The organism is Sphingomonas sp. OV641 (genome assembly GCF_900109205.1).
Lineage (GTDB): Bacteria > Pseudomonadota > Alphaproteobacteria > Sphingomonadales > Sphingomonadaceae > Sphingomonas.
Genome location: NZ_FNZB01000001.1, coordinates 62,811 through 77,512 on the forward strand (window position 1 = coordinate 62,811; position 14,702 = coordinate 77,512).

General features: G+C 67.5%; 13 protein-coding genes. 7 read left to right on the top strand and 6 right to left on the bottom strand.

Annotated features, from left to right (window positions below):
- Nucleotides 1-13: 13 nt before the first annotated feature.
- Entirely contained in the window at nucleotides 14-1,366 is a 1,353-nt protein-coding gene (locus tag BMX36_RS00260; protein WP_256210590.1) for an aminopeptidase P family protein, read from the top strand.
- Nucleotides 1,367-1,658: 292 nt separating this feature from the next.
- Here BMX36_RS00260 and BMX36_RS00265 read toward each other — a convergent pair whose 3' ends face one another.
- A complete protein-coding gene (locus BMX36_RS00265; protein WP_093063251.1) occupies nucleotides 1,659-3,002 on the bottom strand; it encodes a M24 family metallopeptidase in 1,344 nt (447 codons plus the stop codon).
- Between the two features lie 236 nt (nucleotides 3,003-3,238).
- Here BMX36_RS00265 and BMX36_RS00270 point away from each other — a divergent pair, with 236 nt between their 5' ends.
- The 4 genes from BMX36_RS00270 to BMX36_RS00285 are packed head-to-tail and all read left to right on the top strand — an operon-like array spanning nucleotide 3,239 to nucleotide 7,542.
- A complete protein-coding gene (locus BMX36_RS00270) occupies nucleotides 3,239-4,594 on the top strand; it encodes an amidohydrolase family protein (RefSeq protein WP_093063252.1) in 1,356 nt (451 codons plus the stop codon).
- On the top strand, nucleotides 4,587-5,723 hold the full coding sequence (locus BMX36_RS00275; protein WP_256210591.1) for a dipeptidase: 1,137 nt from the start codon (nucleotides 4,587-4,589) through the stop codon (nucleotides 5,721-5,723). Before BMX36_RS00270 ends, BMX36_RS00275 begins: the two co-directional genes overlap by 8 nt.
- Nucleotides 5,720-6,613: a bile acid:sodium symporter family protein gene (locus tag BMX36_RS00280; protein ID WP_093063253.1), complete on the top strand. Its 894-nt coding sequence runs from the start codon at nucleotides 5,720-5,722 to the stop codon at nucleotides 6,611-6,613. The genes BMX36_RS00275 and BMX36_RS00280 overlap by 4 nt, the downstream gene beginning before the upstream one ends.
- A complete protein-coding gene (locus BMX36_RS00285) occupies nucleotides 6,610-7,542 on the top strand; it encodes an ornithine cyclodeaminase family protein (protein ID WP_093063254.1) in 933 nt (310 codons plus the stop codon). The genes BMX36_RS00280 and BMX36_RS00285 overlap by 4 nt, the downstream gene beginning before the upstream one ends.
- A 7-nt stretch (nucleotides 7,543-7,549) precedes the next feature.
- Here the strand turns inward: BMX36_RS00285 and BMX36_RS00290 are convergent, their stop codons facing one another.
- From BMX36_RS00290 to bamD, 5 genes are read right to left on the bottom strand one after another with little or no spacing between them, the layout of a single operon-like run.
- Nucleotides 7,550-7,906, bottom strand: a complete 357-nt coding sequence (locus tag BMX36_RS00290; RefSeq protein ID WP_066777233.1) for a reverse transcriptase-like protein — start codon at nucleotides 7,904-7,906, stop codon at nucleotides 7,550-7,552.
- The gene (locus BMX36_RS00295; protein ID WP_093063255.1) at nucleotides 7,903-8,442 is read right to left on the bottom strand and encodes a pseudouridine synthase; all 540 of its coding nucleotides are present in this window, start codon (nucleotides 8,440-8,442) and stop codon (nucleotides 7,903-7,905) included. The genes BMX36_RS00290 and BMX36_RS00295 overlap by 4 nt, the downstream gene beginning before the upstream one ends.
- Entirely contained in the window at nucleotides 8,439-10,055 is a 1,617-nt protein-coding gene (locus BMX36_RS00300) for an NAD(P)/FAD-dependent oxidoreductase (protein WP_093063256.1), read from the bottom strand. The genes BMX36_RS00295 and BMX36_RS00300 overlap by 4 nt, the downstream gene beginning before the upstream one ends.
- A gap of 44 nt (nucleotides 10,056-10,099) precedes the next feature.
- Nucleotides 10,100-11,755 (bottom strand): DNA repair protein RecN, encoded by a 1,656-nt coding sequence (recN, locus tag BMX36_RS00305; RefSeq protein WP_093063257.1) that lies wholly within the window; start codon nucleotides 11,753-11,755, stop codon nucleotides 10,100-10,102.
- 34 nt (nucleotides 11,756-11,789) lie between these two features.
- Nucleotides 11,790-12,836 carry an outer membrane protein assembly factor BamD gene (gene bamD / locus BMX36_RS00310; protein ID WP_066777219.1) on the bottom strand — a complete coding sequence of 349 codons (1,047 nt, stop codon included), beginning with the start codon at nucleotides 12,834-12,836 and terminating at the stop codon, nucleotides 11,790-11,792.
- Between the two features lie 132 nt (nucleotides 12,837-12,968).
- Here bamD and BMX36_RS00315 point away from each other — a divergent pair, with 132 nt between their 5' ends.
- Both BMX36_RS00315 and BMX36_RS00320 read left to right on the top strand, forming a co-directional pair.
- A complete protein-coding gene (locus BMX36_RS00315) occupies nucleotides 12,969-13,793 on the top strand; it encodes a class I mannose-6-phosphate isomerase (protein ID WP_093063258.1) in 825 nt (274 codons plus the stop codon).
- Nucleotides 13,794-13,901: 108 nt separating this feature from the next.
- The gene (locus BMX36_RS00320; RefSeq protein ID WP_093063259.1) at nucleotides 13,902-14,660 is read left to right on the top strand and encodes a sulfite exporter TauE/SafE family protein; all 759 of its coding nucleotides are present in this window, start codon (nucleotides 13,902-13,904) and stop codon (nucleotides 14,658-14,660) included.
- The last annotated feature ends 42 nt before the right edge of the window (nucleotides 14,661-14,702 follow it).

Below are 14,702 nucleotides of genomic sequence, written 5' to 3' on the forward strand. Positions count from 1 at the left end.
AGGGGAGGGCGTGATGCCAGGATTGAAGAGCCTGTTGGGCGGCGCTGCGGCGTTCGCCATGATGGCGCTCGCGCCCGCAGCGATGGCGCAGGAAGAACAGTCCATGTCGCCGGCACTGCCGAAGATCATGAGCCTGCGCGATCAGGCGCAGCTGCGCGACGCCTGGCTGGAGCGCCGCTTCCAGACGGTGCTGCCGCAGCTGATGCGCGAGAATGGCATCGACATGTGGGTGCTGATCGCGCGGGAGTATCTGGAGGACCCGGTCGTTTCGACCATGCTGAACGCGACCAATTTGCGGGCGCGGCGTCGGACGATCCTCATCTATTTCGATCCGGGCGAGGGCAAGCCGATCGAGCGGCTGGTCGTCAGCAAGCACGGCATGGGCGCCCTGTACCAGCCGGTGTGGGACATGGAGAAGCAGCCCGACCAGTTCGCGCGCGTCCGCGAGCTGATCGCCGAGCGCAACCCGAAGAAGATCGCGCTCAACATCTCCTCGCTGACGGCGTTCGGCGACGGCCTGACGCACAGCCAGTACACCGACCTGATGAAGGCGCTGACGCCCGAGCAGCAGGGGCGGATCGTGCCGGGCTATCCGCTGGCCATAGGCTGGCTGGAGACGCGCACGCCGGAAGAGATGAAGGTCTATCCCGAGATCGTGCGCGTGGCGCATGCGATCATCGGCGAAGGCTTCTCGGCCGCGGTGGTGAAGCCGGGCGTGACGACCAACGAGGATCTCGTGTGGTGGTATCGCCAGCGCGTCGCGGACCTTGGCCTGGCATCGTGGTTCCATCCGTCGGTGGAAGTGACGCGCAAGGGCGTGCCGGGCGTGCTGCGCGAAAAGGCGAGTGTGATCCAGAAGGGCGACATGCTGCGCGTCGACTTCGGCATTCACTACCTGAACTTCAGCACGGATACGCAGCATGTCGCCTATGTGCTGCGCGACGGCGAGACAGACGTGCCGGCCGGGCTGAAGGCGGGCCTTCGCGACAACAACCTCGTTCAGGATGCGGTGACCAGCGAGTTTCGCGTCGGCGTGACCGGCAATGAAGTGCTGAACCGCGCGCGTGCGAAGGCGATCGCGGCGGGGCTGAAGCCGACGATCTATTCGCACCCGATCGGCTATCACGGCCATGGTGCGGGCAGCTCGATCGGCCTGTCGGAAGAGCAGAAGTTCGTGCCGACCGGCGAATACAAGCTGCGGCCGAACATCGCCTGGTCGATCGAGCTGATGGCGACCAAGGCGGTGCCCGAGTGGGGCGGGCAGATGGTCGACTTCAAGACGGAGGAGGACGCTTTCTTCGACGGCCAAACTGTCCGCTACATCGATGGTCGGCAGACCAAGTTTCACCTGATCGACGCGCGCTGAGGCGGCGCCGGCGGTTAACTCCCTTGCCCAAAACTGGGTCTCATCCGGCGACGGGTGAGGCCCTTCTTTTTGGTGGTAGAGCTGCGAGAGTTAGATCGAATGTCAGGATAACGGGGTATTTGTGCATCATCCGACCCGTCTTGCCGGGCTTGTCCCGGCATCCAGCGTGCCGCAGACCTTCAGCGGGAGGATGCGCGGAAACCTGGACCCCGGCACAGGGCCGGGGTGACGAAGTTCGTGATTAATATCGTTTTTGCCTGTGTTTAGGCCGCCCGGACGGGGCGTTTGTGGCCTAGGGGCGTGGTAGGAGGATGAATTCCTCCTGCCCGCCGTCGAGGAAGCGGAAGGTGCCGTCCGCTGAAAGGAAGCCGTCTTCCTCGTGCATGAAGCGGACCTTCTGGCCGCCCCATTCGGGCACGTTCGCCTGCGCATTCAGCTCGATCGACCAGGCGGTGTTCGGATCGATTCGATAGTCGCCGCGGCCGGGCGCCGGCTTCTGGCTTTCCCAGGCGCCGATCCAGGTGCCGGCGCCATGGCCGTGATAGCCGATCGGGTGCGAATAGATCGTGCCGTCGATCCCCTCGGCTTCCACCTGGCGCCGTGCGGCTGCCAGCACCTCATTGCCGGTGCGGCCGGGCTTCAGCGCCGCGATGGTGGCGGCGCGCACGCGGTTCATCGCCGCCATGCCATCGCGCAGGCCCTTGGGCGCCTGTGTCTCGCCCGGCTTCAGGACATAAGCGAGCCGCTGAATGTCAGTGTTGAGGCCGAGATAGGTGATGCCGAAATCGACGTGCAGCATGTCGCCGGGCATGATGATCGTGTCGCCTCGGTGGCCCATCTCCTGCACGCTGAACTTGCCCCCGTCGGCGCGCTGGATCGCGACGCTGGGCTGGAACCAGGTGTCCAGCCCGAGCGCGTTGATGCGATCGCGGAACCACCAGACGACATCATCGGAGGTGGTGACGCCGGGAGTGATGACGCGTTCGGAGAAGCCCTCCTCGATGATCGAATGCGAGATGCGCGAGACGATCGGATAGCTCGCCATCTCCTCCGGGATGCGGGTCTCCAGCCAGCCGAGCGCGAGCCGTTCGTGCGAGACGAGGCGCTTCGCCATGTCAGGGCCGAGTGCGCGGACGATTGCCTCATAATGGGTGGAGCTGAGGCCGTCGGCGAGCGGGAAACCCTCCGATCGGTTGAGCGCGATGGTTGCGGGATTGCGCTCAGCGATGATCCTGGCCAGCTCCGCCCATTGATCGGGCTGCTCGTCCGGGTTCCAGGCGGGCTGGAAATCGCCGACCGGATAGCGGGCGAGCGCCAGCTTCTCGATCGGCTTGCCCTCGCCCGGATCGAAGAAGACGAGGATGGTGCGGCGGCGCGCGTGGAGCCACGTGGCCGGCAGCATCGTCGCCATCACCGGATCTTCGTTATACTCGCCGGCGACCAGCACCCACATCTGCACCTTGTCGCGCCGCATCAGCGTGGGGAGGACCTGTTCGAAGCGCAGCTTCAGCCAACGGTCCTCGGTTTCAGCGCGCCGCTCGAGCGGCAGGATTGCCGGCATCTGAAGCTCGGCCGGGCGAGCGGGCGAAGTGGCTGGCGATCCCGCCAGCGCCAGAGCCAAAAGCAGTGCCGACATTGATATTCCCCCGTTGCAGATGTTCACACTTCGCACCTTTGTTCGCTAATGTGACAAAGAACAGGGGCTGAAAAGCGAAATTTCTGACCGGGCGCGGCTTGCCCGGTGCTGGTCATGCAGCCACTGCATCGGCGAGGAAGCGTTATGGCGCTGGCGCAGCGGTGCCGTACGCGCGAAGCTGGGGAAAGGGCGAAGCCGCTATCGGTGCGGTTCGCCCGGGGGAGCAGGGGGAGTAGATGCGGTTGAAGTTTCTGGTGGCGGCGTTGGCGGTGGCCATGCCGACGATGGCCAGCGCAGGTGCGCCATCCGCCGCGCCCAAGCCGGCGACCATCTATCGCCATGCCACGCTGATCGACGGCACCGGCAGTGCGGGATCGCGCGGAATGACCGTGGTGACGCGCGGCGAACGGGTCGAGGCGGTCGTGCCCGATGCGAAGGTTACGCCGGAGATGCTGAAGGGCGCGCGCATCGTTGACCTCACCGGCCGCTATCTGCTGCCCGGGCTGATCGACAGCCACCAGCATATCGCAACGCCGCCGAACCGCCGCCGCGCCGAGGCGCTGATGCGGCGGGATCTCTACAGCGGCGTCACCGGCACGCGGATCATGGCCGATGACCTGCGATCGGTGGCGGAGATCGCGCGCGCCGCCCTGGTGGGGGAGATCGCCTCGCCTGACCTTTATTACGCCGCGCTGTTTGCCGGGCCGAGCTTCTTCGATGATCCGCGAACCTTGGCCGTCAGCGCCGGGGTGAAGCCCGGAACCGGCGCGTGGATGCAGGCGGTCGATCACCAGACCGACCTGCCGCTAGCGGTTGCGCGCGCGAAGGGCACGGGTGCCACCGCGATCAAGATCTACGCCAACCTGCCGGCCGATCTGATCGCCCGGATCACGCAGGAGGCACATCGCCAGAACATGCAGGTGTGGGCGCATGGCATGGTGTTTCCGACCCCGCCGGTCGACGTGATCGCCGCCGGGCCGGACGTCGTGTCGCACAGCTGCTACCTGGCCTATCAGGCGGTGGAGCAGCGGCCCGCCACCTATCAGCAGCGCGTGGCGATCGACCCTGCGCCGTTCATGGCGCGCGACAATCGGGTGATGGCGGGGCTGTTCGCCACCATGCGCGAACGCGGCATGCTGCTGGATGCCACGCTGCGGGTGTATCAGGAGGGCGAGAAGCGCGCGCAGAAGGGCGGGGCGCCGGCCTATTGCTCGCTCGATCTCGCCGCCGCGCTGACCGCGCAGGCACACAAGGCGGGGGTCCGGATTTCCGCCGGGACCGATGGCGACACGGAAGCGGGCGCGCCCTATCCGGCCCTGTTCGACGAGATCGAGCTGCTGGTATCGAAAGCCGGGTTCAAGCCGGCGGAGGCGATCCGTTCGGCCACCCTCGTCGGGGCGCAGGCGATGGGGCAGCAAAGCGACATGGGCAGCATCGCGCCGGGCAAGCTTGCCAATATGGTGGTGCTGGCCCGCGATCCGCTGGCCAACATCGGAAACATGCGCAGCGTGGTGATGACGGTGAAGCGCGGCCGCGCGTACGCGCGCGAGGATTTCAAGCCGGTGACTGCGGAGGAGCTGGGCCGTGACTGATCGACGTTCCTTTCTTCAGCTTGCCGGCGCTGTCGTTGCCGTGAGTGCCCTGCCGACAGCGGCGCAGGCGCGCGGCAAGCGCGACATGCTGATCGTGAATGCGCTGGGCGGCTTCAGTGATCCGAACGCGCGGCGCGGCGATGGGGCGGTGCCGGTGGAGCCGCGGAGCCTGCTGAGCGACCGCGTGATCGCGGATGCGCGCGCATCGGGCATGGACGCGATCAATATCACACTGGGCCATGTGTCGGGACCGGACGAGCCCTTTGCGCTGACGGTGCGGGAGATCGGCGTGTGGGAGCGGCGCATCCGCGCGCGGCCGGAGGCGCTGATCAAGGTGACGTCCGCGGCGGACATCCTGCGCGCGCGCGACACCGGCCGGATCGGCGTGATCTACGGCTTCCAGAACACGACCATGCTGGGCGATGACGCCAGTCGCGTCGACACCTTCGCCGATCTTGGCGTGCGCGTGATCCAGCTGACCTACAATCCGGCGAACAAGGTGGGCAGCGGATCGATGGCGCCGGACAATGGCGGGCTGACCGCCTTTGGCCGCACGGTGATCGAGCGGCTGAACGCCAATCGCGTGATGGTGGACCTGTCGCACAGCGGCGAGCGTACCTGCCTGGAGGCGGCGCGCCATTCCGCCCAGCCGATCTCCATCAATCACACGGGCTGCCGCGCGCTGACCGATCTGCCGCGCAACAAGACCGATGCGGAGCTGCGGCTGGTGGCGGAACGCGGCGGCTTCGTCGGCATCTATTTCATGCCGTTCCTCAATCCCCGGAGCGTCGCCAGCGCGGCCGACGTGGTCGCCCATATCGAACATGCCATCAACGTGTGTGGCGAGGATCATGTCGGGTTCGGTACCGATGGCGGCACCACCGCGGTGGACGACATGGCCGCCTACCGCGCCGCGATCCGGCAGGAGATTGCGGAACGCCGCGCGGCGGGGATCGGAGCCAAGGGCGAGAACCCGGACACGCTTCCCTTCGTGGAGGATCTGAGCGGGCCGGGGCAGTTCGGCAAGCTCATCGGGCTGCTGGAGCAGCGGGGCCATAAGGCGGCGCGGATCGAGAAGGTCATGGGGACGAACTTCCACCGCTACGCTCGCGACGTGTGGGGCGCATGAGCCCGGAGGCGATCGCCTTCGTCAACCAGGCGCTGGTGCCGTGCGGCCTGGCGCTGATCATGTTCAGCATGGGGCTGACGCTGGCGCTGCGGGACTTTGCGGCGATCCTTTCGGGCGGCCGGGCCGCGGCGGCGGGCTTTGCCACGCATCTGCTGGTGCCGCCGCTACTTGGCCTCACCGTCGGCGCGCTGTTCGGCCTGCCGCCGGAGCTGGCGCTGGGGCTGTTCATCATATCCATCTGCCCGGCGGGCACGACATCCAACGCGCTGACGTTCGTCGGGCGGGGCAATCTGGCGCTGGCCGTGGTGCTGACGCTGATGACCAGCGTGGTTACCGTGTTCACGATTCCGATCCTGTTGCGCTGGGCGGTGCCATGGTTCCTGGGCGGGACGGGCGCGACGGTGCCGCAGCTCGATATCGTCAGCACCATGGGGCAGCTGGCGCGGATCACGCTGGCGCCGATCGCGCTGGGCATGGTGGTGCGCCGGTTCGCGCCGGAGGCGGCGGGACGCATCGCACAGCGGCTGCGACCCACCGCGTTCGTCGTGCTGGTGGCGGTGATCGGCTTTTCCGTTGTCGTCAGCTTTGACATGGTGGTGCAGAATCTGATCGCGGCGACGCCGGCGATCTATGCGCTGAACATGGCAGCCATGGCCTTTGGGCTGATGGTCGGGCGGGTGCTGGGGCTGAATGCGCGCGATCGCATGACCCTGGCGATCGAAACTGGGGTGCAGAATGCGACGCTGGCGCTGTTCCTGACGCTAACCGTGCTGGAGAGCCTGCCGCTGGCGGTGACGCAGAATATTTATGGAATGGTCATGCTGTTCAATGCCAGTCTGCTGATCCGCTGGTTCCGGGGACGGATCACGCGCGAAGCGGTGGCGGCATGAGCATCCGGTTCATCGATGCGGGCGAGGTTGCCGAGCGGCTGCGCTACGACGTGGCTGTGCCGCTGGTCCGCGAGGCGATGATCGCGCTGTCGCAAGGGCGGACGCGCCAGTTGCTGCGCGGCATCATCGACCTGGACGGAGAGAATGCCTTTGGCGTGATGCCGGGGGCGCTGGACGCCGGGCCGTTTGGCGCCAAGCTGGTCAGCGTCTTTCCCGGCAACGTCGCGCGTGGCGGCATGTCGCACCAAGGGCTGATCGTGACGTTCGACCGTGAGAGCGGTGCGCCGAGCGCAGTCGTGGATGCAGGAGAAGTGACGGCGATCCGCACCGCGGCGGCATCCGCCGCGGCGACACAGGCGCTGGCGCGTGGCGACGCGGATCATCTGGCGGTGCTGGGGACGGGCGAGCAGGCGCAGCGCCACATCCTGGCGATCCGCGCCGTGCGACCATTGCAGCGGGTGACGATCTGGGGCCGGGACGCGCGCAAGGCCGCCGCGCTGGCGGAGGAACTGGGGTGCGACGTGGCGGCATCGGTGCGCGAGGCGGTGGCGGATGCGGGGATCATCTGCACCGTCACCGCCGCGCCGGAGCCGATCCTGAGCGCCAGCGACGTTCGGCCCGGCGCGCACATCAACGCGGTTGGATCAAGCCGGGCGGGGCCGGCGGAGATTGCGACTGATCTGGTGGTGCGAAGCCGTTTCTTCGCCGATCACCGCGCCGGCGTGCTGAACCAGGGGGCGGAGTTCCTGCGCGCCAAGGCGGAAGGCCTGGTGGACGACCATCATGTGCTGGGCGAGATTGGCGAGGTATTTGCCGGGACACTCGCGGGCCGGACCTCGGGCGAGGACGTGACGCTGTACAAGTCGCTGGGCAGCATCGTTCAGGATCTCGCCTGCGCCGCCTGGCTTTGCGGGGAAAGACGCGGCTGAGGGCGGATCAGCCCTTCGCGAGCGCGATCCCGGCGAGGTTCTGCGTCCGCTTGATGTGGCGGAGGCGGAAACGCGCTGGGCGGGGCAGCGCCAGATAGGCGGCGTGATGATCGACATGCGCGCGCGGCACCTTGATGGTGCCATTCGCCTGCGCGATCACGGCGGCGGCGTCACCGAGGAGAACGGCGTCAGTGAGCGACAGGCGCTCGACCAGGCGCATGGCGGCGATCAGCGCCAGCCATTCCGCCTCCATGCTGGTGCCGGGGCCGAGGCCGCGCTCGACATGGCTGCGACCGGCAGCGACGACCGCCAGCTCCATGCCGGCGGGAGCAGGGCGCAGGCCACCGTCGAAAAAGATCTTCATGCGTGGCGAAACTGCCCCGGCGGCAGATCGGCCAGCGTCCAGTCGCCGATGCTCCAGCGCACAAGGCGAAGGGTGGGGTGGCCGACCGCGGCGGTCATTCGGCGAACCTGCCGGTTGCGCCCTTCCCGGATCGTCAGCGAAAGCCAGCAATCGGGGATGGCGGCGCGATAGCGGATCGGCGGATCGCGTGGCCACAAGGCCGGATCGTCGATCCGCTCGACCTCGGCAGGGCGGGTCGGGCCGTCCTTCAGGGTGACGCCGTCGCGCAGGCGGGCGAGGGCCTCGCCCGCGACATCGCCCTCCACCTGCACGAGATAGGTCTTGGGCAGCTTGAACTTGGGATCGGCGATGCGGGCCTGCAGGCGGCCATCGTCGGTCAACAGCAGCAGGCCCTCGCTGTCGCGATCAAGGCGCCCGGCAGGGTAGACGCCGGGCTGGTCGATATAGTCGGACAGCGTGGCGCGCGCCTCCGGCATGCTGCGGTCAGTGAACTGGCTGAGCACGCCATAAGGCTTGTTGAACAGGAGAAGCGTCATCCCCCGACGATGCTCCGGGCGACGGCTTCCGCCGTCTTGATCCCGTCCACCGCCGCCGAGAGGATGCCGCCGGCGTAGCCAGCGCCCTCGCCCGCGGGGAAGAAGCCGATCGTGTTGAGGCTGTGCCCATCCTCGCCGCGGGTGAAGCGGACCGGGGAGGACGTGCGCGTTTCGACGCCGGTCATCACCACATCGGGATGGTCATAGTCCTTGATCTGCCGGCCGAACACCGGAAGTGCCTCACGCATCGCTGCCACCGCGAAATCGGGCAGGCATTCGGCAAGGTCGGTCGGGTTGACGCCCGGGCGATAGGACGGAACGACGGTGCCGAGCGAGGTGGAGGCCCGGCCGGCCAGGAAATCGCCCACGCGCTGTGCCGGTGCCTTGTAGTTGCTGCCACCCGCGACAAAGGCGCGCTCTTCCCAATGACGCTGGAGCCGGATGCCGGCGAGGGCATCGCCCGGATAGTCGCGCGCCGGATCGATGGCGACCACGAAGCCCGAGTTGGCGTTGCGCTCATTACGGGAATATTGGCTCATGCCGTTGGTGGCGACGCGGCCCTCTTCCGAAGTGGCGGCGACCACCGTGCCGCCGGGGCACATGCAGAAGCTGTAAACGGTGCGCCCGTTCGAGCAATGGTGCGAGATGTGATATTCGGCGGCGCCCAGGATTGGGTTGCCGGCCTCGTGCCCGAAGCGCGAACGGTCGATCCAGGATTGCGGGTGTTCGATGCGGACGCCGATCGAGAACGGCTTCGCCTCCACATGGACGCCGGCGTCCAGCAGCATGGCAAAGGTGTCGCGCGCGCTATGGCCGATCGCCAGGACGACATGGCTGGCGGCGAGATATTCGCCATTGTGGAGGTGAAGGCCGCGAAGTCGGCGGTTGCCCGAACCATCGGTTTCGATGTCGAGACCGTCGACGCGGGTGGAGAAACGATACTCCCCGCCGAGTTCCTCGATTGAAGCACGCATGCTTTCGACCATGGTGACGAGGCGGAAGGTGCCGATGTGCGGGTGCGCCTCCGTCAGGATTTCGGGCGGCGCGCCGGCCTTCACGAATTCAGTCAGGACCTTGCGATTGAGGTGCCGGGGATCCTTGATGCGGCTGTAGAGCTTTCCGTCCGAGAAGGTGCCGGCGCCGCCTTCGCCGAACTGCACGTTGGATTCGGGGTTCAACTCGCTGCGGCGCCACAGGCCCCAGGTGTCCTTGGTGCGTTCGCGCACCACCTTGCCGCGTTCCAGCACGATGGGGCGGAAGCCAGCTTGCGCGAGGATCAGCGCGGCGAAGAGGCCGCACGGGCCAGCGCCGATGACAACCGGCCGGGGCGCATCGGCGGGGGCGGTGACCGGCGGGTGGTAACGGGTGTCCGGCGTGAGCTGCACGTCGCGATCCTTGCGGAACCGCGCGAGCACATTGCCTTCGTTCTTGACCGCGACATCGACCGAATAGACGAGGCTGATGTTGCTCTTGTCGCGGGCGTCATGGCCGCGCCGGGCGACCGTGAAGCGGATCAACTCGCGCGGGGTAATCCGCAGGCGGCGGCAGATGGCAGCCGGGAGCGCTTCGTCGGCATGGTGAAGGGGCAGCTTCAATTCACTGAGGCGGATCATCGGCGCGCCCTTACACCGATGACAGGCTTCGCGCTAACGCGTCCTTACGCCGTTTCGATCAGGCGATCGGCCTGGGCGCGCGCTTCCTCCGTGATGGTCGCGCCCGACAGCATTCGGGCGATTTCCTCACGCCGCTCCGCCGAAGAGAGCTGACGCACGCCGGTGCGGGTGACGACGCCGTCGTTGCGCTTGGCGATCAGCAAATGCTCCGCGCCGCGCGCGGCGACCTGGGGCGAGTGGGTGACGACCAGCAATTGAGTCTGCTGCGCCAGGCGGTGGAGCCGCTCGCCAATGGCGGAAGCCACCGCGCCGCCGACACCGCGATCGATCTCGTCAAAGATCATGGTCGCCGCGCCGCCCTCTTCCGCCAGCGCGACCTTCAGCGCCAGGATGAAGCGCGACAGCTCGCCCCCCGAGGCGATCTTGATGAGCGGGCCGAAGGGGGCGCCGGGATTGGTGGCGATCTCGAACTCGACCCGATCCTGGCCCATCGGGCCCCATTGCTCCTCCGGAAGCAGCGCGACGGCGGTGCGGAACCGGGCGGAATCGAGCTTCAGCGGGGGCAATTCGGCCGCCACGGCGATGTCGAGCCGCTGGGCGGCGGCGGCGCGTGCCTGCGACAGCGTGGCGGCGGCGGCGGCATAGGCCTGGCGCGCGGCGGCTGCCTTTGCCTCGAGCGCGGCGATGCCTTCCTCCCCGGCCTCCAGCCGCTCGCGCCGGGCGCGAAGCTCTTCGGCGAGGGCGGCGAGATCGTCCGGCTGCACGCGGTGCTTGCGCGCCATGCCGCGCAATTCGAACAGCCGCGCCTCATCGTCCTCAAGCGCCCGCGGATCAAAGGCGAGCGCCCGCATCGCCTCGCTCACCTGCTCGCCAGCATTGCCAGCCTCGATCACTGCGCGGTCGAGCGCCGTCAGCGCCTCAGCCAGTGCGGAATGATCGGCAGAGATGCGGTCCAGGATGCGCGCGGCCTGGCGCATGCGGGCAAGGGCGCCGTCCGAGCCTTCCAGCGCGTCTATCAGCGCGTTCAGATCCTCGGCGATCTTCTCGGACCGCTGCATCGTGCGGCGGCGTTCGGCGAGCGTTTCTTCCTCGCCCGGCTCTGGTGCCAGCGCATCAAGCTCGGCGACGGCGTGGTCCAGCCACTCGCGGTCGCGCGCTGCCGCCTCGATTTCCTCTCGCGCGCTGGCCAGCGTCGTTTCCGCCCCCCGCCACGCCTGCCATGCGGCGCTTGCCGTGGCGGTGTCGATCCGGGCGAACGTGTCCAGCAGATTGCGGTGGCCGCGCGGATTGAGCAGGCCGCGGTCGTCATGCTGGCCGTGGATCTCGACCAGCCGCGCGCCAAGCTCCCGCAGGAGCGCCGCGGACGCGGGCTGATTGTTGACGAAGCCGCGGCTGCCGCCATCGGCCTTCACGACACGGCGGACGATCAAGGGCTCGCCCGGCTCCGCATCGATGCCGTTCTCGTAAAGCAGGGTGGCGAGATCGGCCGGCGCCTCGAACGTGGCGGTGACGCTGGCCTGGGTGGAGCCGTGGCGGACCAGCCCGCTGTCGCCGCGTCCGCCCAGCGCAAGGCCGAGCGCGTCCAGCAGGATTGATTTGCCGGCACCCGTTTCCCCGGTGAGCACGCCAAGGCCAGCGCCGAATTCGAGGTCGAGCGCCTCGATCAGCACCACGTCGCGGATCGAGAGCGCGGTCAGCATGAAGGGGCGAACGCCCGGCGAGCCGGGCGGTGCCTCACTGATCTTGCGGCACGTCGCTCGACGACGTCGGCGGCGCGCCGGGCTGAACGCCGGTGGGCGTGGCGGTGGACGGATTGTTGCCGGCCGGCGTGGCACCGGCGCCGCCCGACGGCGTGGCCGGGGTGGGAGCACCGGGCGATTCCGCGCGCGGCGTCGGCGCGCTGTCGACCGGCAGCACCTCCACTTCCTTGCGAATCGGCGTTTCCGGCTTGGGCACCGTGGCCTGCGGGATCACCTGCTCCCCGGGAGCAAGCGGGCGAACCGTCTGCGCCGGGTTCTCGCCCAGGAGATCAAAGGCGCGCTGGTACCACCAGGTCTCCGGATAATTGGCACCAAGCACGGACGCCGCCCGCTTCGCCTCTTCACGCACGCCGAGCGCCAGATAAGTCTCGGTCAGGCGCATCAGCGCCTCGGGCGTGTGCGTCGTCGTCTGATATTCGTCGACCACGCGGCGGAAGCGCAGGGTGGCGGCAAGCCACTGGCCGCGACGCTCGTAGAAGCGGCCGATCTCCATTTCCTTGCCGGCAAGGTGATCGCGCACGAGGTCAATCTTCAGCCGGGCATCGGCGGCGTAGCGGGTGTTGGGATAGCGGCGGGTGAGCTCACCCAATGCGTCCTGCGCCTGCGCCGTGATCTTCTGATCGCGCGTAACGTCGTTGACCTGCTCGTAATAGCTCATCGCGATGAGGTAATAAGCATAAGGCGCATCGCGATTGCCGGGGTGAACCGACAGGAACCGCTGCGCACCCTGGATTGCCTCGGTATAGTTGCGCGCCAGATAGTTGCTGAACGCCCCCATCAGCTGCGCGCGGCGCGCCCAGATGGAATAAGGATGCTGGCGCTCCACCTCGTCGAACAACGCGGCGGCAACCTTATACTGGCGCTGGTCAAGCTTTTGCCGAGCGGCGCTGTACAGCGTGCCCACATCGCGCGCGACATAGGGAAGGTCGCCACCGGTGCGGTTACGGGCGCAACCGGCGATCGGCAGGGCCATGGCCGCGAGCAGCAGGGCGACGAGTGGGCGAGACGGAATGTTACGCATCGAAGGGGCCTTTAGCGCAGGGCCGCGCATGCGAACAATGCTGAAACGCGCAAGGCGTGATCTGGCGGGAAACGCATTGGTTCGGACGGCGTTCACGAGTTAGAGACAAAGCCAATCTTTGCGGGGATCCACATGACTGCAACCTTGCTGGCCACCAAGCGCGTCGAAAAGCCGTGGGGCAGACACAAATTATACCCCGGCTTTCCCGACCCGTCGCCCGAAGGCGAGCCGATCGGGGAGGTGTGGTTCCAGTCGCCGCATCCCGAAGAGCCGGAGATGCTGATCAAATATCTGTTCACCAGCGAAAAACTGTCGGTGCAGGATCATCCGTCCGACGAGGAGGCGCAGAAGCGTGGCCTGCCGCGCGGCAAGGACGAATGCTGGCTGATCCTGGATGCGGAGCCGGATTCGACCATCGCGATCGGCCCGAAGCAGAAAATGACGGCGGATGAACTGCGGGCCAGCGCGCTCGACGGATCGATCGAGGACAAGCTCGACTGGAAGCCGGTGAAGCCGGGCGATTTCTATTATTCGCATTCCGGGGTGGTGCATGCGATCGGCGCCGGGCTGACGCTGATCGAAGTGCAGCAGAATTCGGACACGACCTACCGCCTCTATGATTATGGCCGGCCACGCGAGCTGCATCTGGATGACGGCATCGCGGTGGCGGATCTTGAACCGTATGTCGCGCCGCTTCGGCCCGGCACGGTGGAGCCGGGGCGGACGATCCTGGTGGAAGGGCCCAAGTTCGTTCTCGAACGCTGGAACGGCGGCAAGCGCCAGATCAACCTGCCCGAGGGGAAGCCCGGCTGGCTGGTGCCGATCCGCGGCGAAGGCGTAGTCGGCGGCGTGGCCTGGCGCGCGGGCGAATGCGTGCTGGTGACGGGGCCTGAGCTGCTCCACGCCTCCGAAGATGCCGATCTGCTGTTTGCCTATACGGGAACGGCGCGGCTCTGATCGGCTGAGGCGGGCGGGCGCGCGCGGCGCCCGCCACGGGGGCGGCGGAAGGCGATCGCGTCGCGCCCGCAACTCGACATTCCGGCCGCATGGCGCAATGAGCCGCGCGTGCTTGATCTTACCTCAATATCGCTCGTCGCCATCGCCGGTCTGGTAGGGGGCGCGATGAATGCGCTTGCCGGAGGCGGTTCCTTTGCCACCATGCCGGCCCTGCTCGCCATCGGGCAGCCGGCGAATATCGCCAATGCGACCTCGAATTTCGCGCTGCTGCCCGGTGCGGGGATGAGCAGTTGGGCGTTCCGCAAGGAGCTGGCGCCGGTCGGGGGCGTGAGCCTGCGCGTGCTGGCCGGGGTGACATTCGTCGCCGGGCTGGTCGGCAGCCTGCTGCTGGTGGTGACGCCGAGCCGGACCTTCGACGTGATCGTGCCGTGGCTGGTGCTGTACGCCTTTGTCGTGCTGGCGTTCGGCAAGCGTGCCTCCGCCTGGCTTTCCCGCCGCGTGACGATCGGTTCAGGCACGTTGATCGCGGTGCAGGCGCTGCTGGGCGTTTATGGCGGCTATTTCGGCGGCGGGGTCGGGCTGATGATCACGGCCACTTATGGCTTGTTGGCCGGCGTACACCCACGCGCGATGTTCGCGCCGCGGACCTTGATGCTGACCGTCGCCAACACGGCGGCGGCGATCATCTTCATCGGCTTTGGCATGATCGCCTGGGCCGCATGCATCCCGATGCTGCTGGGCGGGCTGATCGGCGGCTGGGCAGGGGCGCATATCGGCAAGCGCCTGCCACCGGGCGCGGTGCGCGTGTGGACGCTTCTGGTATCGGGCGGGACCACCATCGTCTTCTTCTGGCGGGCTTATGGATAAGGTCTCGCCCAGAGCAGCGTGCGAAGCGGTCTGATCCATGAT